The sequence below is a fragment of the Pseudoalteromonas sp. SG44-1 genome (genome assembly GCF_014164315.1).
In the GTDB taxonomy this organism is placed as follows: domain Bacteria; phylum Pseudomonadota; class Gammaproteobacteria; order Enterobacterales; family Alteromonadaceae; genus Pseudoalteromonas; species Pseudoalteromonas rhizosphaerae.
The window spans coordinates 131,973-151,272 of sequence record NZ_JACJEW010000003.1; the positions used below are offsets into that span (position 1 = coordinate 131,973).

Below are 19,300 nucleotides of genomic sequence, written 5' to 3' on the forward strand. Positions count from 1 at the left end.
TTAATGTTAGCTGAGCAAAGAGGTGTAAAACTAAAAATTTATACCTACTTATACTTACTTCAACACTGTTGTTGGTGCTATCTTAAAAATAAACCAGCGCTAGGTATGCTGCACTAAGCAAGCGTTCAGAGCTGATCACGTATTATGCGCGTATTGAACTATCAAATTTAATGTCCTACGCCTAAAGGAGTTGTGTATGTCGGCAGAAAAAACCCATCTTGAGATTTGTAATTTAACTAAAGAGCAGTATCCACAAGTAAAAACTTTGATGGATCAGGCTTATCCAGATTTAGGTGGTGCATGGCCAAGCCATACTATATTTAGACTGATTGACCAGTTCCCTGAAGGGCAGTTGGGCATGGTGGATGATGGCGTGCTGGTAGGGATTGCGTTGAGTGTGCAAGTTGATTACACGCGCTTTTCTAATCCGCACACCTATGAAGATATTGTTGACGGCCATGACCGGGTATTTAGTGACCCCGATGGTGATGCGCTGTATGGGTTAGATGTGGTTATTTCGCCTACTCATCGTGGTATGCGTTTAGGGCGCAGGCTTTATGATGCGCGTAAAGAATTATGTCGTCAGTATAATCTGCGGGCTATTTTGGCGGGCGGACGTATTCCGCGTTATTACAATCATAGCAGTGACATGAGTCCAACAGAATATATTGCCAAAGTCGATCATAAAGAGCTGTATGATCCAATTTTAAGTTTTCAATTGTCGAATGATTTCCAGGTTAAACGCTTACTTAAAAAGTATTTACCGGAAGATCAAAATTCGGTGGGTTATGCCACGCTACTTGAGTGGAATAACATTATGTTTGAACCGACCGACACGGTACTTGAATCAACGAAGTCGATAGTGCGAGTAGGCGCAGTGCAATGGCAAATGCGCAGTGTTGAGTCGGTTGAAGAAATGCTCACGCAGGTCGAATATTTTGTAGACACAGTGTCTGATTACAAAAGTGATTTTATTCTTTTTCCGGAGTTTTTTAATGCGCCACTAATGGGGCTTACAGAGCAAAGAAATCAGACTGAGGCTATTCGTTATTTAGCCGAATACACGGAGACTTTTCGTGATGCGATGTCGCGTATGGCGATTGAGTATAATGCGAATATTATCACCGGCTCAATGCCGCTTGCTGAAGGCGATAAAATCTATAATGTCAGTTATTTATGCCATCGCAGTGGTAAAATTGACGAACAACGTAAAATTCATATCACGCCTCATGAACAAAATGACTGGGTGATTCAAGGTGGTGACAAAATTGCGGTATTTGATACTGATGCTGGACGCGTGGGTATTCAAATTTGTTACGATGTTGAATTTCCTGAATTGTCACGTATTTTAGCAAAACAAGGTCTCGATATTCTGTTTGTGCCATTTTGGACCGACACCAAAAATAGTTATTTACGAGTACGCCACTGCGCGCAGGCGCGGGCCATTGAAAACGAATGCTACGTGGTTATTGCCGGATCGGTAGGTAACTTACCAGAAGTTGAAAGTCTTGATGTGCAGTATTCACAATCAGCGGTATTAACACCGTCTGATTTTTCGTTCCCTCATGATGCTACGCTTAATGAAGCAACCCCCAATACTGAAATGCTGTTATTTAGTGATTTAGATATGGATAAATTAAAAGTTCTGCACAGTGAAGGCACGGTGCGTAACTTAAAAGATCGTCGTGAAGATCTGTACGATGTAATATTGAAAAAGAGAGAAAATTAATGGCGTGGATTTATTTAATTATTGCAGGCTTGCTGGAAATTGGCTGGCCTGTAGGATTAAAAATGTCGCAAGAGGGTGAAAATCGCTGGTTAGGTATTGGCATTGCAGTGGCGTTTATGGTCGCCAGTGGTTTTATGTTATGGCTGGCACAGCGTGATATTTCGATGGGGACTTCCTACGCTGTGTGGACAGGTATTGGCGCGGCAGGAACATTTTTAGTAGGGATACTATTTTATAATGATGCAGCAACATTCGGCCGTATTGCCGGTGTATTAATGATTATTAGCGGCGTTATCACATTGAAAATCAGCCATTAATTCAGTGAATTAAAAAATCGAAAGGCGGCCACGTTGCAGTGAGCCGCCTTTGTTGTTTATATCGAAGGTAACATGACTAATACTGCGGCTATAGCAATTAACACCAGCCCTGCGGTATCTTGACGTTTTAAAGGCTGCTTGAGCCATAAAACTGAGATCAAGATTGTAAAAAATACTTCTACTTGCCCTAAGGTTTTGACATAGGCAACATGCTGTAAACTCATCGCACTAAACCAACCAATCGAGCCTATGCAGCTAAAAAAACTCACCGCACTGGTGGTTTTTTTATGGTTCCACATAGCGCGAAATGTTGAGCGTTCCCTTACTGTAATATAACCACATAGCATGATAGTTTGCAGGCTGATAATAAGCAGTAAAACCCATGCTGCGGAATAAGGAAACGACAGACCTGAGTTTAGGCTTGCTTCGCGTATCCATGATGAGGAAAGTGCAAATGCTGTCCCACAGGCCAAGCCTAGTAAGGCTGTTTTTAAGCTAAAGTGCTTAATGTTAGCAATTCCACTTAATAGTAATACTGCAATTGAGCCAATAAACACGCCAAGCCAGCCGAATAAAGATAGCGTCGCGCCAAAAAATAATACTCCTAGTATAGCCGCAACAAGAGCTTCACTTTTTGCAAGACCAGCACCAACAGCAAAGTTATTCATTTTAAATAACGTCACCATTAATCCTGTTGCAATAATTTGCACTATGCTCGCGCCGACAATGTAGCTAATAAAAGCTAGGTTGAAGGTGGGTAAGGGAGCATCTTGATAGAGATATAATGAAATGAGATATGCCAAAGCAAGTGGGCTTGCAAGTATAAAGCGCGCTAAGGTGACGCCTGCAACACTCACATGCGCACTTAGTTTACTTTGTAAAGCGTTGCGCCACGACTGCATAAAAGCGGCTAAAATAGTTAAAAAGATCCAAGTCATAATGAAAAAACAGCAATTCACAGAGGCGGATAAGTTACCAGTGCCAGGGCTCTAAAGCGAACTAAGATTCCATAAAATGAAAATATCTTTGCTGCGACAATATGCCACAGCTGCAAATCCAACTTTTTGGGCTATAGTTATCGCGATGTTATTGTTAGTCGCAATGCCTTGTATTTATTCATATAAGTCATTGCGGCTTTTTTATTACTCAAGTCAATTACGCGATCAGTTTAGCTGTGCTAAGTTAATGAAAACTATGATTAGGAGTAACGATGACGATATTACTTATTTGCGCACTACTTGCTGTACTGATGCCTTACTTTGCCAAGGCCCCCGTGGCATTTGCAATGAACAAGCTCGATGGCTACGATAATAAGCACCCAAGAGAGCAACAGTCTAAGCTCACCGGATTTGGCGCAAGGGCGCTGGCAGCACATCAAAATTGTTTTGAATCATTGGCCGTGTTTGCTGTAGCGTTAGCCACCGTGCTGGGCACCAATAATGTCCACCAAGTTACTGAGCTATTAGCCATTACTCATATTATTGCCCGCGTTCTATATTGTGCTTTTTACTATCTAAATTTAGACGTACTGCGTTCTTTATCATGGCTGGTTGGTTTAGCTGCTGCAGTCGCTATGATTGTTGTGTGCTTGTAATACCAATCATGTTAAGTTCCTGACCATTTACAGCGACAGATAAATACAGTGATAACAAGGCGTAAATTTTGACATGTAGTTGTTCTACTTGAAAAAATTATAACGCAGTTAGCGCTTTATTTAGTTCGCTAGAATGTTTAAATATTTAAGTTGATTGGTATAAGCTTTGTTTTTTAAAACGCTAAAGCAAGCGGCTTCAATAAGGCGCTTGCTTTAGGGTCTTGGTTGTTAAAATTTACTTAGCCGCAACAGTCACCTTTTCAATCAGTTGTTCTGATTTGTAATTACTGTCAATTGCAAAGTCTAACTGTACCAATACACCTTTAAAGCCTGAATTTGAAGGCTTATATTGCCATTGCATTAGCGCTTTTTTTGCCTCTTTATCGAATACTCTTTCAGGTTTGGCATTCACAACCGACACATTTTGTGTCTTTCCGGCTGGGCTAATATCGTATTTTAATACTACTGAACCGCTTATACCTTGTTCAGCTGCCTGTATCGGGTAAAGAGGCTCAATACGCATGATGGGTGAAATAGCTTGCACCTTACTTATTGCTTCTGGTTGTTTTGCGATAGCAAAGCTGCTGATCATACCCGCTGCAAAAATAAGTAAAGCGCCTTTGGCAATCATTGAGCTATTGCCGGTGTGTTTGATTTGATTGAGTCGTTGTAACATCGTGTTTTTATCTCCATAGTGTGAGTAAGCTATTAACCCTGCACGGCTATTTGCTGCACAGTTGATCAGAGCTTTACTGTATAAAATGCGTTGTTGAGTAGTTTTATTGGTCAGTACTTTTTCGTCGCACGACAGCTCTTGCAAGCGTCTAAAGTTCATGTAGCCAAGCCAAGCCAGTGGATTAAACCAAATCAGCAATGTGGCCATTAATGCCAGCGCATTAAATAAATTATCGGCGCGTTTTATATGTACTTTTTCATGTTCAATGATCAGCGTTAACGCAGTGCTATCAATGTGTTGTGTATAGGCGGTTGGTAGGACTAGCTGATTACTGAATAGCCCTATAACCATTGGTGTACTAACGGCGCTACTTTGTAATAGTTGCATGTCGGGATGTGCGTCAATCAGCACTTTATCATCAAGATTGGTTAATCGTAATTGGTTGATAAACCGCAGGTGTACCACGATGGCAGTTAACGCCAGTACGCTAAATATAGCGCTATAAACTAGTACCCAACTAATACTAATCGTTGTTGAAAAACCTTGCTTGGGGCTGATCAGCATAGTGCTAATGACGTTGTTTGGCAGCGGCTTAAAATGCTCTGGCATATTTGCTAGCAGTAATGTGATTGGTAACATTAGCCATAACTTATAGACAAAGTTAGCATTGAGCCATTTTAGTGAATAGCGTTCTAAAACCAGCAAACTGAGTATCAGTAAGCTGATTAATAGTTGCTGCTCAAGAAGCCAGTTAAAGGTGTTTTCTAACATATTAAGCCCTTACTTTTGCTGTTTTTCCCAGTCATCAATCACCTTTTTAAGTTCGTTGATGTCTTGTTGAGAAAGTTGCTCAGATTTAGCAAAACCGCTGACTAACGGCGCGATACGGCCACTAAAAAAACGCTCAATAAAATTTTGACTTTCTTTTAGCGTGTATTCAGCGCGTTCCATGCAAGGAGTGTAAATATACTGGCGGCCATCTTTTTCAAAGCTGAGTGCGCCTTTTTTTACTAACCGACCGAGTAAGGTTTTAATGGTTTTTTCGTGCCATTGTTTATCATCGCTTAAACGCTCGATAATTTGGCTTGCTGTAGCAGGGTAGTTCAGCCAAAGTGCATCGAGCACTTCAAATTCTGCTTTTGATAATTCAATCATATATATATTGCCTACAGGTGTAATCTTTAACTTAAGATTACACCTGTAATCAAACTTTGCAACTATTTTATATAAAAATAATTAGTTTTTTAAAATGTCAGATTTATTTATTTTACGATAGGTATTTTCTGGCAGGCTTAGGGTGGCCAAATTAAGCTCGGCAATTTGTTCTCGGTAAAGGTCAATCACTTTATAGCCACAGTAATGGGCCATTTTTCGGATTTGGCGATTCAGCCCTTGCTTTAAAATAATACTAAATTGGCAGTCGGCTACTTTCTCCACGGTGCATGGCAGTGTGATATGTTTATCAACAGGCACACCATTTGCCATTTTTTGGCTAAAGCTATCATTAAGCGGTTTATCAACAGTGACTAAATAACGTTTTGGTTGGTGGAAGTCAGGATGGATCAGCTGATTACAAAATTCACCATCATTAGTCAGTATTAACAGACCACGAGAATCTTTATCTAGCCTGCCAATCGGGTATACGCGGGTCTCTGTTGGTAGATGGTGAATTAAGCTGCTAGGGTCATGTTGATTGAGTTTACAATCAATTCCTACCGGTTTGTGATAGGCATAATAAATGCGCGTTGCTTTACCTTGTACGCGCGTGTTATTGACGCGTATATCGTCGTTATCATCAACGTGATCAATATGATTGGCTGGGCGTTTATTTACGCTCACCACACCTTCATCAATCAGCCGCGAGGCTTGTTTACGAGAACAAACGCCAGCATGGGCAAGGTATTTAGCTAGACGAGTTTTCTCGCTCATAAATTAAGTCGCTTCGGTTTAAATTGATCAAAGTATATCAAAGCAACGTACAGATAACTTAATCCACTGTAAAAAGGGTTTCACCATGGCGATAAAATTATCAGAACTTAAAAACCATCAGCCTTTGCAAAAAGTTATTGTTCACTCATTGGAAATGGCTTTATACCAAGTGTCGGTGATGATCAACAATGTTGAGTATTATGTAACGGATGAGCAGGGGGAGTTTATTCGTGGCTTAAGCCCATTGCATATTCAAAAACGACTCGACCACCTTAGTTATGCGCAAATGGTATTGCGTCATACCAGCGCATACGATGAAATGTGTGGCCAGAGTGAAAAAGTGGGCAGTAATATGCTTGAGGTGCCTTACGGTAAAAATCATTTATATTAACTTGTTAGTCATTTAAACTGACCTTTTAACTTGGTAAAAAGCGACCATGTATCAGTTTGAAAATGATGATTCACAGGTATTAGAACAGTTATTGCGTGAGCAAATAGTTGCTTATAATCAAGCTCACTTTGATGCACAAAGACTGCCATTGGGGTGTAAATTTGTTGATGAAAATCAGCAAGTGGTGGCGGCTGTAGCTGCTCAATTATTTGGTAACTGGTTACAAATAAATTGGCTTTGGTGTGATGAAAAAGCACGCGGTCAAGGCCTAGCTAGTACGTTACTTAGCGCGATCGAATTAAAGGGTAAGCAGTTAGGTGCGCTGCAAGTTCAGCTTGATACTTTAGATTTTCAAGCTAAACCATTTTATGAACATCGTGGTTATGAAGTTAAATATCAACTCGATAATTATCCTCGCTCTGGCACCCGCTACTTTATGGAAAAATCACTTAGTTAGCTGTTAATGGTTCGCCATCAAAAGTAATGCCCAAGAAGGGGGTTACTTCTGGTGCTAACATAAATGTGCGAATGTTCATGTGATCGTGCTCATTAGGATTGCCAAGTACATCATCACGATAAAACGCGCCAAAGCAATCTAGAGTATTTTGTTTACTTAGTTGGTTTAGTTTAGCAAAAGCAAAAATTTTACATGAGCCATTATTTTCACCAACGGCACTTTTTAAGCCGTGGTTATTGAATGCGCAGGCTGTAAAAGTATAGTTTGCTTCAATCACTGCCATCGTATCGGCAAATGCAATGGTGTGTGGCTCATTAGCCAGACGGCTTAAAAAATCGTTGAGTGTCATAGTCATCCTTATTTAGCTAACTCTAGCTGATTAGTTTGTTGATTAATATTAAATTTAAACAACTGTAAAAAATTCATGCCGAGTAATCCATACCCACTATGGTTATCAATTACTAACACTTCAAAGTTTTCAATATATTGCTGGCCAATTAAAATTGAATCAAGTTGGTAACGTTTTGCGATTACTTGGCCGTTGGCGGTATTGATGCTTAAGCTATCAATATAGTCGGGTATTGGCCGTAATGCTTGAAATACGTTATTTGGTAATACGGTAAAGCTTGCCCCGGTATCTATCATTAGTTGGGTGTTGAGCGCATCGTTGATTTGCATATCTAATAAATAGTGTGCGCCGTATGGACGTAATGGCACCAGATCAATACCGCTTTGCGCTTGTGCTATGCGTGTTTGTAATTCAGCAACTTTCGCTTGTAATGGATGCTCCAAAGGAAAGCGATCTAATGTTGCTTGCGCGCTTAGCAGGTCACCGAGATGGTAATATGCATTAGCGAGTGCGAATAAGTAATTAGGATTTTCGTTATCATAATCAAGCCACACTAAGGTTTGATTAATGGTTTTTTGCCACGCGTGCTGCTCTGTAAGCGTTTTTATTTGTGCGATGGTCAATTGTATTAAACGCATATTAATGGCTGCTTGCTGGCTTTCATTGGCAAGTGATTGCAATGAGAATAACGCAACAATAGCTTGGTGTAGCTGCTGGTTTTTCACTAAACGTTCGGCATCAAGCTGCAACATATGTATATCGTATGGATAGCTATTTAAAAATAATTGCAAAAAAGTCTCAGCAGCTGTGAGCTCATTATTTTTTAACCAGTTATCGAGTTTATCTAACCATAAAAAGTAAAGTTGTTCAGCTTGTAATGGCTGGCTTGTAGTTAATGCTTGGTAGCTGGCTAAGGCAGCCGTAAACTGTCGCTGATTAAATTGCTGTAGAGCTTGCTGATAGAGTGATTGCTGATTGTTTTCAACGATAACTGATGGCGACAATTTAACGGCTGCTTGTGGGGCTGTTGCTTGCTGTTGTGGCCACAATAAATAGCCATTAAGTGCCACTGATAGCAGTAGCAGCAGCGTGATAAATTTAGTAACAGCAGTCCCTTTCATTGCTCGCTCCTAGAATATTATGGCTGGCTTAAAAAGTGTTTAAGCGCTTGAATATCAGTTATTTCAATATCGGCTAAGCCTTTGTAGGCATATTTAGCTGGTTGGTCATTTAACCAAAGTGACTGACAACCCGCATTATGCGCACCTTGTACATCGGTGTCTAAACTATCGCCGATGTGCAAAATATGTCGGGTTGGTACGCCAAGCGCTGCGGCGGCCTGTTCAAACATCGTGGTATGAGGTTTAGCTTTACCGTGAATACCTGCTTGTAAAACCAGTTCAAATACACCATTTAAGTTAAAACGTTCAATTTCTACATTACCATTGGTAATAGCAATTAAGCGATAGCGTTTACTCAGTTGTGAAAGTAAATCGAGCACTTTATCATCCACCACAATTTGGCTGCGGGCATCAGCAAATGCTTGATAAGCATTATTAGCATGGTGTTCGAGCTCTGCGTTTTGATAACCGAGCTTTGCCAGTGCTGTACGCAGAGTGCTTTTGCGCCACTGCGTAACATTGTCGACTAACTCGGGGTTATCAAGTAGCGCCTGCTCACGGCATTGTTGCCAATAGTCTTTACCTTGTGCTTGCCAGTTTGGCAATGCATTTAGATAATTTATCTGTGCTTGAACGGCTGCTGTAATTATCGGATGGTTATTGTATAAGGTGTCGTCTAAGTCAAAACTCAATACGGTAAAAGGTGAAATGGCACGATTAAAGCGGATCATATAAGCTCCTGGCTAGTCGGTATTTGAACGTTTTTTAGCGCGAGGGTGCGTGTTGTCATACACTTTAGCTAAATGCTGAAAATCTAAATGGGTATACACTTGGGTGGCCGATAAACTGCTGTGACCCAATAACTCTTGTACTGCTCGCAAGTCACCCGATGATTCTAAAATATGTGATGCAAATGAATGGCGTAATTTATGTGGGTGTACTTGGCTGCTAATACCTTGTTTTATTCCCCACTCTTGCATGCGAAGCCGAACGTGACGTGCTGAAATACGGCACTTTTTGCTACTGACAAATACTGCAATTTCTTCTGGATGAGCAAATTGAGGGCGTAGTTTAAGCCATTTATTTAATGATTCTAGCGCCTTGCCTCCCACTGGTAACAGGCGTTCTTTGTTGCCCTTACCGCGGACTAATATTTCCCCCGCACTGCGATTTATATCTTGTATATTGGCACCAACTAACTCACTAATGCGTAAGCCAGATGAATACATCAGCTCCATCATCGCCTGATCGCGAACTGCAAGAGGATCATCATCGTGAATATCAAGTAACCGTGCCATTTGGTCTACATCAAGGTTTTTAGGCAGGGGTTTGGCAAACTTGGGGCCTTTGATTGCTTCTGCCGGATTATGATAATGGTTTTGTTGACTGATATCTTTGGTTTTTAAAAACTTATACAAACTGCGAATGCAGCTGAGCTTTAAACTAATCGTACGGCCACTTAGTTGCTTGCTTCTAAGTTGCATGCTGTAACGGCGTATATGCTCACCCTGTACGCTTGACCAATCATTACACAGTTTGCTGAAATACAATGCAGCGAAGTTAAGTTGGCTGGTGTACTGGCTGATAGTGTGTGGTGAGTATTGTCTTTCGAAGCGCAGATAATCACTAAATAATAGGATTGGCGTGCGCCACTTATCGCTTAGTTTGTCACATAATTGCTCAACATTTGGCGGCTGCTGCTCGCTCATGCCTGCTCTAGTTCCAATTCCAACAGTCTAAGTTGCAGTGAGCGAACAAACTCAAGTACAAATAAACTATCTTTTGCCGGTTCGAAGTGGTTTGCATCATCACTGCCAAAGGCCAAAATAGCGATAGGGTGCTGACTGTTACCAATTAAATAGAGCGCAGTTGATTGTGTAGCAGGGCTGAACAGTAAATCTCGCTCTTGCTGATTTACGCGACCCAGATAAACGCCATTATGCTCTAAGCGGTGTTCAATTAGTTGCGCAAACTTTTTATCATACTTAAGCAAGTGGCATTCATTAATCGCCGGATTAGTACAAATAATATTGCGTAAGTTTATTGCTAAAGTTTTAAAGTCGTAGTTAGTCCAAAGCTGGCGATGACACTCGCTGAACAAGCTATAAATTAGCTCATTTTCTTTTGCGTGCTTAATTAAGCTGTCAATTTTGCTTTTCAACATGGTGTTGTGTTCACGCAATTGACGCTGTTGGATGTGCACCAATGAGGTTGCGCCTTGTACTTGCTGCAGCTCAAGTTGGGCTAATAGTGCTGGATTTTGAGCTAAAAACAATGGGTTTTGTTGTAAAAACTCACTCACTTGCTCACTAGTTACTTGGTCGTTTGAGTTACTCATAAAGCGACCTGCCCATCAAATACATGCTCTGCAGGGCCGGTCATTCGCACTGGATGGCCTTCACCTTGCCAGCGAATTTGCAAACTACCGCCCGGTAAATCGACCTGTACTGTAGTGGATAATTTACTTTGAATTTGGCCAATTACCATTGCTGCACATGCGCCTGTACCGCAGGCGAGCGTTTCGTTAACGCCACGTTCCCAAACTCGCAATTTAATATGCTCAGAATTAATCACTTGCATAAACCCCACGTTAACGCGCTGTGGAAAACGTTCATGATTTTCAAGTAGCGGGCCTAAAGTGCTGACGTCAGCTGTCTCTATATCATCAACTTCAAGTACACAATGTGGGTTACCCATTGATACTGCACCACTAAATACGGTGTGTTCTTCTGCTCGAATAATATAAGTCAGTTCACGCTTAGTCGCTTTGAGTGGAATTTTGCTCGGTTCGAAATTAGGGTGACCCATGTTGACGGTGACTTGGCCATCTTTTTCTATGTATAAGGTTAAATTACCTGATTTGGTAGATACGGTGACTTTATGTTTATTTGTAAGGCCTTTCATCCGTACAAAACGGGCAAAACACCGAGCACCATTGCCGCATTGTTCTACTTCGTTACCGTCAGCATTAAAAATACGATAATGGAAATCAAGATCGGGAGAATAAGGCGCTTCAACCATTAATAGTTGGTCAAAGCCGATGCCGAAATGGCGATCTGCCAGTTTTTTTATTTGGTCTCGTGACAAGAAAACGTTTTGTGTAATGTTATCAATTACAACAAAATCGTTGCCTAGGCCGTGCATTTTGGAAAAATTAACTAACATAGCGCTCTAATTCGGGTTGCTCTGCGCTAATCATGCCACAGAGCAGCCTCGTTACAAAAAGTTTATGGTAAAATTTTCTCGCCTTGCCATAGACTTTCCAGAGTTTCACGCGCGCGGATCAAATGACTCTGCTCGCCATCGACCATGATCTCTGCCACACGTGGCCGTGAGTTATAATTTGAGCTCATGGTAAAGCCGTAGGCACCAGCGCTGCGCTGGGCAAGTAAATCACCTTGTTGTAAGGCTAACAGGCGATCTTTACCTAAAAAATCACCGGTTTCACACACCGGACCGACAATATCAAAGTTGTATGTGGGTGTGTCGTCATTACGAGGCGTTACCGGCACAATTTTTTGCCATGCTTGATATAAAGCAGGGCGCAACATATCGTTCATACCGGCATCAACGATTGCAAAAAACTTATCTTGGTTTTGTTTTATAAACTCAACTTTTGTAACCAAAATACCCGCATTGGCAGCAATCGCACGGCCCGGTTCAAAAATAAGCTCTAAGTGTTGATAATCAGTTAAACGATCGGTGATATGTGCCACATATTCACTTGGATGCGGTGGCGCTTCGCCATTGTATGGTACGCCTAAACCGCCGCCAATATCTAAGTGGCTGAGTTCAATACCGTTGGCTTTTAAATCGTCAATTAGAGCCAGTACTTTGTCTAGTGCTTCGAGAAATGGTTTGATTTCAGTCAGCTGTGAGCCAATGTGACAATCAACCCCGGTGATTTTTAGGCCAGGCAATGACGCAGCATACTGATAAACACTTGTTGCAGTAAGAATATCGATACCGAATTTATTTTCTTTTAAACCCGTTGAAATATACGGATGGGTTTTCGCATCGATATCAGGGTTTACACGAATTGAAATTGGCGCGACTAAATTAAGTTCACTGGCAACGTGGGAAATACGATCTAGCTCTGAGACAGACTCAACATTAAAACATTTAATCCCGAGCTTGAGTGCGTAGGCAATCTCGTCTGCTGTTTTGGCAACCCCTGAAAAAACCACTTTACTAGCGTCGCCTCCGGCCGCAATGACGCGGGCAAGCTCACCTTTAGAAACAATATCAAAACCTGAGCCCAAGCGTGCCAGCACATTTAAAACAGCAATGTTTGAATTGGCTTTTACAGCATAGCAAACTAAGTTTTTATGATTGGTCGCGGCCTGTGCAAAGGCAAGGTAATGACGCTCAAAGGTTTTGCGAGAATATATATAACAAGGCGTACCGTATTGTGCGGCGAGCTCCTTGACAGCGATGTCTTCAGCATGCAGCTGATTATTTTTATAGTCAAAAAAGTCCATTATTGGTCCTGTTTCGATTCAATTGTTGATGACTGTGTTTGCGTAACTGGAGTTGTTACTTGTTGTGGTTTATTTGGCTCGGCTTTATCTTCTGGCAAATACAGTGGCCCGCTTTGTCCGCAGCCAGCTAAAGTGATGAGTAGTACACCAAGTGGGGAAAGTCGTTTTAATTGTTTAAGATGCATCTCTTTCATTAGATTAATCGTGTTGCTGGCTTTATAATCGCAGATTAACAGAATATCTAAAAAATGCAGCTATTCGCGGATGAATTTATTCCTGTTACACTAGCTGCATGCAATTCGTACCGAATATCTGGCTAAATGCCCGTAAAAGGAAACAATAATGACTGATCATGAATACCACCAATTAGCCGAAGCTCTTATGTTTACCATTGAAGAACAAGTGGATGACTGTGAAGCTGACTTAGACTATGAATCTGCACAAGGTATTTTGGAGATTATTTTTGCTGATCGCAGTAAAATTGTGATTAATAAGCAAGCTCCTTTGCATCAAGTATGGGTTGCGACTAAGTTTAATGGTCACCATTTTGAATTGCGTGGCGATAAGTGGATTGATAATCGCTCGGGCGCAGAATTTTGGCAGTTTATGAATGAAGCAACAACGCGTCAAGCTGGCCAAACGGTAGAATGGCAATCAGCACTATGAGTTTAGAGTTTGTAGAATACGCGGCAAAAGGCCAGCATCAAGCAACGATTATTTGGTTACATGGTTTAGGCGATTCAGGCGATGGATTTTTACCTGTCGCATCGCAACTTGCATTGCCTGATGAATTAGGTGTGCGGTTTGTGTTCCCGCATGCTCCGGTACAACCGGTCACCATAAATGGTGGTATGGCAATGCGTTCTTGGTATGATATTAAATCTATGGATCTAGACAAGCGTGCTGATGAAACTGGGGTACGCGAATCAGCGGCGAAGGTTGAGCAGTTGATTGAGCAAGAGCTTGGTAAAGGTATTCCTGCAGATAAAATAATATTGGCTGGTTTTTCTCAAGGTGGCGTTATTGCGCTACATTTAGCACCGCGTTTAACTCAGAAACTGGCAGGTGTAATGGCGCTTTCGACTTATATGTGCGTGCCAGATAAGTTAACGGCTGAAGCTAAACATACAGATTTGTCGGTATTTATGGCTCATGGTAGCCAAGATCAAGTAGTACCTTATGATGCAGGTCGTCATGCGTTTGACATACTTACAACGCATAACATGGATGTAAGTTGGCAAGATTACCCAATGGGCCATCAGCTCTGCGGGGAAGAACTAATGGCTATTCGCCACTGGTTGATCGCGCGCTTAAGTTAAATAGTGTTGAGTAGCCGAGGCTAAAATGAAACAAAAAATAGTGATCACTGCAAGTATGAGTCGAGAGGCTGCACCTATCGCGCCTGAGGTAACCTATCAATGGCATTGGCAGCGCATTGTTACCGTTACGCTACTGATGATATTTGCGTTAGTTATTTTTACTTATAGCCTGTTGAGCTCCGTTAATGCTGAGCAAAATGATCAACAACAACCCCTTGATAGCCCCGCCGAGTCTGTTGCACAGACAAGCGAAGAAGACGCGCCTTTAGCATCTTCAACAACGGTAGCAGACAATACAGAGTTTGAGGTAATCAGCGAAGCGTCGACACTCACTGATATTGCTGATGATGGTAATGATGCTAGTGTAGTGGATGATAAAAGTGAATCGCTAAAAATGGCGATGATAACTGATAGCCCAGAGCAGCAAATTGTTGATAGTAATCAGCCCGAACAAAGCCAAGCACTTGCAGCTAATACTATTGTTGCTACAAATACCAATAATGAGCCAGTAGAGAGTGACGTTAGTGCGGAGCAACCAGATAGTTTTGCTACATCCGCACATATTGCCAGCGTTGCTCTTGGTGCAAAAATTGATACCGACAAAGTAAGCCGCGCAGTATTGACCCGTGAAGTGGTTGATCGTGAACCCGTTAATGTTTTTAAAGCGGATGTGCGTTTAAATGAATTTACTGAAACAATGGCATTTTTTAGTGAGCTTAAAAATATGCAAGGGCAGACGGTCAAGCATGTTTGGCGCTATGAAAATGAAGTGCTAGCTAGTATTGAGCTTGGTGTAACGTCTCCTCGGTATCGCACTTACTCTAATAAAACTATTTTACCTGAACAAGTTGGCAACTGGCGTGTTGATGTTGTTGACGAACAGGGCCATTTATTGGCACAAAAAGAATTTCGCATTTTAGCTGAGTAAGTGTTTATTCACCTTTAGGCTCAGCAAAGAAAATTAATTGGACTCCTTTTATGACTGAAAACGTGACAAAAAAACCTCAACTTATTCGTATCGCCACGCGTAAAAGTGCATTAGCACTGTGGCAGGCTGAATTTGTAAAGGCACAGCTAGAGCATTTCCATGCCGGCATTACTGTTGAGCTAGTACCAATGTCGACGCAAGGAGATATTATTCTTGATACACCACTTGCAAAAATCGGTGGCAAAGGACTATTTGTTAAAGAGCTTGAGCAGGCCATGTTAGATGGCCGTGCAGATATCGCTGTGCATTCAATGAAAGATGTACCTGTTGATTTTCCTGAAGGGTTAGCACTGCATACAATTTGTGAACGTGAAGATCCACGCGATGCATTTGTGTCAAATACCTTTGCTAACATTGCACAGCTACCACAAGGTGCTATTGTTGGTACATCGAGTTTGCGTCGTCAGTGTCAAATTCGTGAACTGCGTCCTGATTTAGAAATTAGTGATTTACGCGGTAACGTCAATACTCGCCTAGCTAAGCTTGATGATGGCCAATATGATGCGATTATTTTAGCTGCTGCTGGCTTAATTCGTTTACAGATGCATGACCGTATTAAAGCATTTATTGAACCAGAAGAATCGTTACCAGCGAATGGTCAGGGCGCTGTAGGTATTGAATGCCGTATTGATGACGAGGTTACCCAAGCGTTACTCGCACCACTTGAGCATAACGAGACACGTATTCGTGTTAATGCCGAACGTGCAATGAATCGCCGTTTAGAAGGTGGTTGCCAAGTGCCAATTGGCGCTTATGCTTTAGTTGATGGCGAGCAAGTACATTTACGTGGTTTAGTGGGCGCAATTGATGGCAGCGAAATTTTACGCGCTGAGATCAGTGGTAAAGCAATTGATGCTGAACAGCTTGGTGTGCAACTGGCTGAACAGTTACTTGCTTTAGGCGCAGATAAAATTTTAGCTGAAGTATATAGAGACGCATAAATGTCACAGATCCTGATAACTCGCCCACATGGAAAAGGCGCCGACCTTGCAGAGCAACTGTCGCAAGGGGGTTATCAGGCGACTTTATTTCCGGTTTTGAAAATTGATTACTTAACCCCAGATAATACTCAACTGACCCCTTTACTGAATGCAGATAAAATTATTTTTATCTCCCAAGATGCTGTCAAAGCATTGTTGGCACTTAAACCCGATATCAATACTAAAGCGCAATTTTATGCCGTAGGTGAACAAACGGCAGAGGCCATTTGGCAGGCATTCGGCGTACGAGCAGCCGTGCCTAAACTGCATGATTCTGAAGGATTACTGGCTTTAAAATCATTACAGCAAGTTGATGGTCTAAATATAGTGTTGGTCAAAGGTAAATATGGCCGAGCAACGATTGCAAAAAACTTAAAGCAACGTGGGGCATTTTTAAATAATTTAGTGGTTTATCAACGAGGCCCTGTAGAAGGTAATGCAACTGACTGGCTAGACCACTGGCAAAGCATTGATGTTAAAGGTATAGTCATAACAAGTAATGCGGCAGTTGATGCGATTTTTCGTGAACTGGGCGCAAAACAATTAGAGTGGATCAGACAGTGCCAGTTTTATGTTGCCAGTGCTCGCATTAGTGAATACCTTGCGGCGCAACAGATTGACTCGGCAAATATACACATTGCTGCAGGTGCAAGCGATAGCGCTATGTTTACTTGTATTAGCGAAGGTAACATTATGAGTGAAGATACAAAGCCAACATCACAGCTTGCTGACCCTAAAGCAACGCCAAGCAGTTCAACCAAGGCGAATGCTAAGGTTGCAGACTCTGCTTCGGCAACAAAAAAAGACTTTGCTATGAAACAAGAAACGAACCAAAAAAACAAACAAAAAATAAGTAAAACTGGCAGCTTAGCATTACTTATCTCGTTGATTGTGGCCTCTGGTGTTGGTTTTCAGTTTTACCAAAAACTTCATACACAACAGCAAGCAAATCTGTTAGTTAATCAGTTATCAGCTGACAACCAATTACTCGGTAAAGAGCTGCAAGCAGTGAAAGTTGCGCAGCAAACCTTGCAACAAGCGCTGTTTAATAGTGAGCAAAAAGTTGCTGCTAGCTTAGCTGAAAATGCAGATAACACGGCAAAACAATTAGCAGCCGCCTTGCAGCGTGCAGAGCAACAAACATATAGTCTTAATCCACAAGAGGTGACTAGTTTGCAGCGTATGGCTGAGTTTAAACTGTGGGCTGAGCATGATTATAATGGAGCGGCGGCAGTATTAACTCGATTAGATACGTTATTAGCAGAGCATCCAGGAACTGGCGCTATTCGCCAAGCAATTTATCAAGATTTGCAAGCGCTTAGCACTGTTGAGCCGGTTGCAATAGAAGCAATTTATTTAAAGCTGCACGGTGTACTTGGGCAAGTAGATAAGCTCGTTTTCAATGCGGTGGCATTACCACAAGAAGTAGATCAAAAAGAGCAACATGTATTGAGCGAAAACGTTAGTGATTGGCAGCAAAATTTAGCTAATTCGTGGCAGCAATTTAAAGATAACTTTATTAAAATTCGCCAACGTGAAGATATCGCTATTGAACCTTTATTGACAGAGTACGAGCGTCATTTGATCCAACAGCGATTAAGTTTATATTTATCGCAAGCTCAAGATGCGCTTTTGACTAAACAAGCCAGTATTTATTTTACTGCTCTGAGTCAAGCCGAAGTATTAGTAAAAGATTATTTCCAACATGATGAAGCACTAACTAAAAGTACGCTTAAAGCGCTGCAGGAGTTGAGCAAAGAGCAGTTAAACTTTAGTCCAGCTATCACTTTGCAAAGTACTGAGCAGATCAAGGAGTGGGCAAAATGATCCGCTTAATATTGGTTATTTTAGCAGTTGCTGTATTACTTGCTTTATCGCCTATGTTAATAGGTGAAGTGGGTTATGTATTAATTTCGTTTAATAAAACTACTATTGAAGGGTCTATCGTTGCTTTTTGCGCGACCATTTTGGTTATCGCGCTGGGTTTGTATTTAACTTATAAGCTTATTCGTTATATTTTGTCTTTATACAGCAATACTCGCCATCGTTTTTTTGCCCGTAGTGAGGAGCGTAAACAAGCGGCGATTGAACAAGCTGTATGGAGTCTGATCAGTGGTGATAGCGAACAGCTAGAACTGGCATTGGGGAACAATAGCGTGGCTGATAATTGGCAAGATGTGCGCTATGCGTTATTAGCTAAAGCGGCTTTACAAAATAATGACACAAGCAAAGCGATTGGATTACTTGACCAAATTTCACCAGAAAACCAACTAAAAGCGGCTAAACTCTGGTTAGCCAGTGGTGATTGCAGCACAGTAAGCAGTGAATTAAAAGCGTTAGCGGAAGCTAAAAAAGCCACCGCGCTGGAGCTGAAATTGTATGCCGAAGTACTTGTGCAACAGCAAAAATGGACTGCGCTTGAGCAGTTTATGCCGCGTTTACTAAGTAAAAAAGCGTTAACAGATAGCCAATGGTCGATATTATTAACCACCTACTTTATGGCACAGCCAGAATCGCAATTAACCGATAAGTATCAGCAACTATCTAAAAACGTAAAAGTAAAAGCGCATAGCTGTTACTTAGCTGCGATGGCAAAAGCTGGGCGTTTAAATGAGATTGAATTAAGTTTACTTAAAATGCTGAAAAAACCAGAGCAGCATATTGAGCTTGCACATATATTAAAAGTGTCCGCCCCTGGAGACGCATTAAAGTTACAGGCGAGTTTACAAGATACTTTAAAAAAAGAGCCGGATAATCAAGCATTGTTACTGGCACTTGCATGCTTAGCTAATGCTCATGGTGAGTATGAGCTTGCTGCTCGGGTGTTCGATAAAGCGTTAAACACAGAGAACAGCAAAGAATATTTAGTACAAGCACAGCTTAGTTATAGTAAAAGCGCACAACCCCAAAAAGCACTCGACCTTTATTTGTAATTACAGTTAGTTGAGGCCTGAATAGGAGCGCCAGAG

At 41.5% G+C, this 19,300-nt stretch carries 23 protein-coding genes; 11 read left to right on the forward strand and 12 right to left on the reverse strand.

Annotated elements, in window-relative coordinates; all coding sequences use genetic code 11:
* Positions 1 to 196: 196 nt before the first annotated feature.
* Complete coding sequence (locus H5187_RS02405) at positions 197 to 1,729, forward strand: bifunctional GNAT family N-acetyltransferase/carbon-nitrogen hydrolase family protein (RefSeq protein ID WP_145239976.1); 1,533 nt, start codon at positions 197 to 199, stop codon at positions 1,727 to 1,729.
* Complete coding sequence (locus tag H5187_RS02410; RefSeq protein ID WP_087531228.1) at positions 1,729 to 2,046, forward strand: multidrug efflux SMR transporter; 318 nt, start codon at positions 1,729 to 1,731, stop codon at positions 2,044 to 2,046. The genes H5187_RS02405 and H5187_RS02410 overlap by 1 nt, the downstream gene beginning before the upstream one ends.
* Before the next feature lie 56 nt (positions 2,047 to 2,102).
* On the opposite strand, the gene H5187_RS02415 is transcribed toward H5187_RS02410, so the two are convergent.
* Entirely contained in the window at positions 2,103 to 2,984 is an 882-nt protein-coding gene (locus H5187_RS02415; protein WP_182760957.1) for a DMT family transporter, read from the reverse strand.
* A 272-nt stretch (positions 2,985 to 3,256) separates the two neighbouring features.
* Between H5187_RS02415 and H5187_RS02420 the strand changes: the two genes are divergently transcribed.
* On the forward strand, positions 3,257 to 3,640 hold the full coding sequence (locus H5187_RS02420) for an MAPEG family protein (protein ID WP_182730742.1): 384 nt from the start codon (positions 3,257 to 3,259) through the stop codon (positions 3,638 to 3,640).
* A 235-nt stretch (positions 3,641 to 3,875) separates the two neighbouring features.
* Here the strand turns inward: H5187_RS02420 and H5187_RS02425 are convergent, their stop codons facing one another.
* From H5187_RS02425 to H5187_RS02435, 3 genes are all read right to left on the reverse strand, one after another.
* Entirely contained in the window at positions 3,876 to 5,087 is a 1,212-nt protein-coding gene (locus tag H5187_RS02425; protein WP_182797510.1) for a TonB family protein, read from the reverse strand.
* A 9-nt stretch (positions 5,088 to 5,096) separates the two neighbouring features.
* Complete coding sequence (locus H5187_RS02430) at positions 5,097 to 5,471, reverse strand: BlaI/MecI/CopY family transcriptional regulator (protein ID WP_145239968.1); 375 nt, start codon at positions 5,469 to 5,471, stop codon at positions 5,097 to 5,099.
* An 81-nt stretch (positions 5,472 to 5,552) separates the two neighbouring features.
* Complete coding sequence (locus H5187_RS02435; protein WP_182794318.1) at positions 5,553 to 6,245, reverse strand: pseudouridine synthase; 693 nt, start codon at positions 6,243 to 6,245, stop codon at positions 5,553 to 5,555.
* An 85-nt stretch (positions 6,246 to 6,330) separates the two neighbouring features.
* On the opposite strand from H5187_RS02435, the gene H5187_RS02440 reads away from it, so the two are divergent.
* Positions 6,331 to 6,636 carry a DUF6482 family protein gene (locus H5187_RS02440; RefSeq protein WP_145239964.1) on the forward strand — a complete coding sequence of 102 codons (306 nt, stop codon included), beginning with the start codon at positions 6,331 to 6,333 and terminating at the stop codon, positions 6,634 to 6,636.
* A 46-nt stretch (positions 6,637 to 6,682) separates the two neighbouring features.
* Entirely contained in the window at positions 6,683 to 7,093 is a 411-nt protein-coding gene (locus H5187_RS02445) for an N-acetyltransferase (RefSeq protein WP_182739439.1), read from the forward strand.
* Here the strand turns inward: H5187_RS02445 and H5187_RS02450 are convergent.
* The 8 genes from H5187_RS02450 to lptM all read right to left on the reverse strand — a co-directional run bounded on the left by H5187_RS02450 (position 7,086) and on the right by lptM (position 13,238).
* Positions 7,086 to 7,442, reverse strand: a complete 357-nt coding sequence (locus H5187_RS02450) for a HopJ type III effector protein (RefSeq protein WP_145239960.1) — start codon at positions 7,440 to 7,442, stop codon at positions 7,086 to 7,088. The two genes, H5187_RS02445 and H5187_RS02450, sit on opposite strands and share 8 nt — an antisense overlap.
* Before the next feature lie 8 nt (positions 7,443 to 7,450).
* Positions 7,451 to 8,563: a retroviral-like aspartic protease family protein gene (locus tag H5187_RS02455; RefSeq protein ID WP_182739438.1), complete on the reverse strand. Its 1,113-nt coding sequence runs from the start codon at positions 8,561 to 8,563 to the stop codon at positions 7,451 to 7,453.
* A gap of 17 nt (positions 8,564 to 8,580) precedes the next feature.
* On the reverse strand, positions 8,581 to 9,294 hold the full coding sequence (locus tag H5187_RS02460; protein WP_182739437.1) for an HAD-IA family hydrolase: 714 nt from the start codon (positions 9,292 to 9,294) through the stop codon (positions 8,581 to 8,583).
* 12 nt (positions 9,295 to 9,306) lie between these two features.
* A complete protein-coding gene (locus H5187_RS02465; RefSeq protein WP_182717476.1) occupies positions 9,307 to 10,272 on the reverse strand; it encodes a tyrosine recombinase XerC in 966 nt (321 codons plus the stop codon).
* Positions 10,269 to 10,901 (reverse strand): DUF484 family protein, encoded by a 633-nt coding sequence (locus H5187_RS02470; protein ID WP_182717475.1) that lies wholly within the window; start codon positions 10,899 to 10,901, stop codon positions 10,269 to 10,271. Before H5187_RS02470 ends, H5187_RS02465 begins: the two co-directional genes overlap by 4 nt.
* Positions 10,898 to 11,728, reverse strand: a complete 831-nt coding sequence (dapF, locus tag H5187_RS02475; RefSeq protein ID WP_145239950.1) for a diaminopimelate epimerase — start codon at positions 11,726 to 11,728, stop codon at positions 10,898 to 10,900. Before dapF ends, H5187_RS02470 begins: the two co-directional genes overlap by 4 nt.
* A 62-nt stretch (positions 11,729 to 11,790) precedes the next feature.
* On the reverse strand, positions 11,791 to 13,044 hold the full coding sequence (gene lysA, locus H5187_RS02480) for a diaminopimelate decarboxylase (protein WP_149982184.1): 1,254 nt from the start codon (positions 13,042 to 13,044) through the stop codon (positions 11,791 to 11,793).
* On the reverse strand, positions 13,044 to 13,238 hold the full coding sequence (gene lptM / locus H5187_RS02485) for an LPS translocon maturation chaperone LptM (RefSeq protein ID WP_145239946.1): 195 nt from the start codon (positions 13,236 to 13,238) through the stop codon (positions 13,044 to 13,046). Before lptM ends, lysA begins: the two co-directional genes overlap by 1 nt.
* Before the next feature lie 148 nt (positions 13,239 to 13,386).
* On the opposite strand from lptM, the gene cyaY reads away from it, so the two are divergent.
* The 6 genes from cyaY to H5187_RS02515 all read left to right on the forward strand — a co-directional run bounded on the left by cyaY (position 13,387) and on the right by H5187_RS02515 (position 19,264).
* Entirely contained in the window at positions 13,387 to 13,710 is a 324-nt protein-coding gene (cyaY, locus tag H5187_RS02490) for an iron donor protein CyaY (RefSeq protein WP_145239944.1), read from the forward strand.
* A complete protein-coding gene (locus tag H5187_RS02495) occupies positions 13,707 to 14,363 on the forward strand; it encodes an alpha/beta hydrolase (RefSeq protein WP_149982182.1) in 657 nt (218 codons plus the stop codon). Before cyaY ends, H5187_RS02495 begins: the two co-directional genes overlap by 4 nt.
* Before the next feature lie 25 nt (positions 14,364 to 14,388).
* On the forward strand, positions 14,389 to 15,291 hold the full coding sequence (locus H5187_RS02500; RefSeq protein ID WP_182739436.1) for a DUF2914 domain-containing protein: 903 nt from the start codon (positions 14,389 to 14,391) through the stop codon (positions 15,289 to 15,291).
* A gap of 62 nt (positions 15,292 to 15,353) precedes the next feature.
* A complete protein-coding gene (hemC, locus tag H5187_RS02505) occupies positions 15,354 to 16,292 on the forward strand; it encodes a hydroxymethylbilane synthase (protein WP_182797519.1) in 939 nt (312 codons plus the stop codon).
* Complete coding sequence (locus tag H5187_RS02510) at positions 16,293 to 18,158, forward strand: uroporphyrinogen-III C-methyltransferase (protein WP_182717472.1); 1,866 nt, start codon at positions 16,293 to 16,295, stop codon at positions 18,156 to 18,158. It begins immediately after the preceding gene.
* Complete coding sequence (locus H5187_RS02515; protein ID WP_182717471.1) at positions 18,155 to 19,264, forward strand: heme biosynthesis HemY N-terminal domain-containing protein; 1,110 nt, start codon at positions 18,155 to 18,157, stop codon at positions 19,262 to 19,264. The genes H5187_RS02510 and H5187_RS02515 overlap by 4 nt, the downstream gene beginning before the upstream one ends.
* The last annotated feature ends 36 nt before the right edge of the window (positions 19,265 to 19,300 follow it).

What these genes read in the sequence shown, in the direction of transcription:
- H5187_RS02440 (WP_145239964.1), top strand. Translation starts at nt 6,331, where the DNA reads ATGGCGATAAAATTATCAGAACTTAAAAACCATCAGCCTTTGCAAAAA.
- H5187_RS02420 (WP_182730742.1), top strand. Translation starts at nt 3,257, where the DNA reads ATGACGATATTACTTATTTGCGCACTACTTGCTGTACTGATGCCTTAC.
- dapF (WP_145239950.1), bottom strand. Translation starts at nt 11,728, where the DNA reads ATGTTAGTTAATTTTTCCAAAATGCACGGCCTAGGCAACGATTTTGTT.
- lptM (WP_145239946.1), bottom strand. Translation starts at nt 13,238, where the DNA reads ATGAAAGAGATGCATCTTAAACAATTAAAACGACTTTCCCCACTTGGT.
- H5187_RS02470 (WP_182717475.1), bottom strand. Translation starts at nt 10,901, where the DNA reads ATGAGTAACTCAAACGACCAAGTAACTAGTGAGCAAGTGAGTGAGTTT.
- H5187_RS02515 (WP_182717471.1), top strand. Translation starts at nt 18,155, where the DNA reads ATGATCCGCTTAATATTGGTTATTTTAGCAGTTGCTGTATTACTTGCT.
- H5187_RS02425 (WP_182797510.1), bottom strand. Translation starts at nt 5,087, where the DNA reads ATGTTAGAAAACACCTTTAACTGGCTTCTTGAGCAGCAACTATTAATC.
- H5187_RS02430 (WP_145239968.1), bottom strand. Translation starts at nt 5,471, where the DNA reads ATGATTGAATTATCAAAAGCAGAATTTGAAGTGCTCGATGCACTTTGG.
- H5187_RS02405 (WP_145239976.1), top strand. Translation starts at nt 197, where the DNA reads ATGTCGGCAGAAAAAACCCATCTTGAGATTTGTAATTTAACTAAAGAG.
- H5187_RS02465 (WP_182717476.1), bottom strand. Translation starts at nt 10,272, where the DNA reads ATGAGCGAGCAGCAGCCGCCAAATGTTGAGCAATTATGTGACAAACTA.
- H5187_RS02445 (WP_182739439.1), top strand. Translation starts at nt 6,683, where the DNA reads ATGTATCAGTTTGAAAATGATGATTCACAGGTATTAGAACAGTTATTG.
- H5187_RS02410 (WP_087531228.1), top strand. Translation starts at nt 1,729, where the DNA reads ATGGCGTGGATTTATTTAATTATTGCAGGCTTGCTGGAAATTGGCTGG.
- H5187_RS02450 (WP_145239960.1), bottom strand. Translation starts at nt 7,442, where the DNA reads ATGACACTCAACGATTTTTTAAGCCGTCTGGCTAATGAGCCACACACC.
- H5187_RS02415 (WP_182760957.1), bottom strand. Translation starts at nt 2,984, where the DNA reads ATGACTTGGATCTTTTTAACTATTTTAGCCGCTTTTATGCAGTCGTGG.
- H5187_RS02460 (WP_182739437.1), bottom strand. Translation starts at nt 9,294, where the DNA reads ATGATCCGCTTTAATCGTGCCATTTCACCTTTTACCGTATTGAGTTTT.
- H5187_RS02500 (WP_182739436.1), top strand. Translation starts at nt 14,389, where the DNA reads ATGAAACAAAAAATAGTGATCACTGCAAGTATGAGTCGAGAGGCTGCA.
- cyaY (WP_145239944.1), top strand. Translation starts at nt 13,387, where the DNA reads ATGACTGATCATGAATACCACCAATTAGCCGAAGCTCTTATGTTTACC.
- H5187_RS02495 (WP_149982182.1), top strand. Translation starts at nt 13,707, where the DNA reads ATGAGTTTAGAGTTTGTAGAATACGCGGCAAAAGGCCAGCATCAAGCA.
- H5187_RS02510 (WP_182717472.1), top strand. Translation starts at nt 16,293, where the DNA reads ATGTCACAGATCCTGATAACTCGCCCACATGGAAAAGGCGCCGACCTT.
- lysA (WP_149982184.1), bottom strand. Translation starts at nt 13,044, where the DNA reads ATGGACTTTTTTGACTATAAAAATAATCAGCTGCATGCTGAAGACATC.
- H5187_RS02435 (WP_182794318.1), bottom strand. Translation starts at nt 6,245, where the DNA reads ATGAGCGAGAAAACTCGTCTAGCTAAATACCTTGCCCATGCTGGCGTT.
- H5187_RS02455 (WP_182739438.1), bottom strand. Translation starts at nt 8,563, where the DNA reads ATGAAAGGGACTGCTGTTACTAAATTTATCACGCTGCTGCTACTGCTA.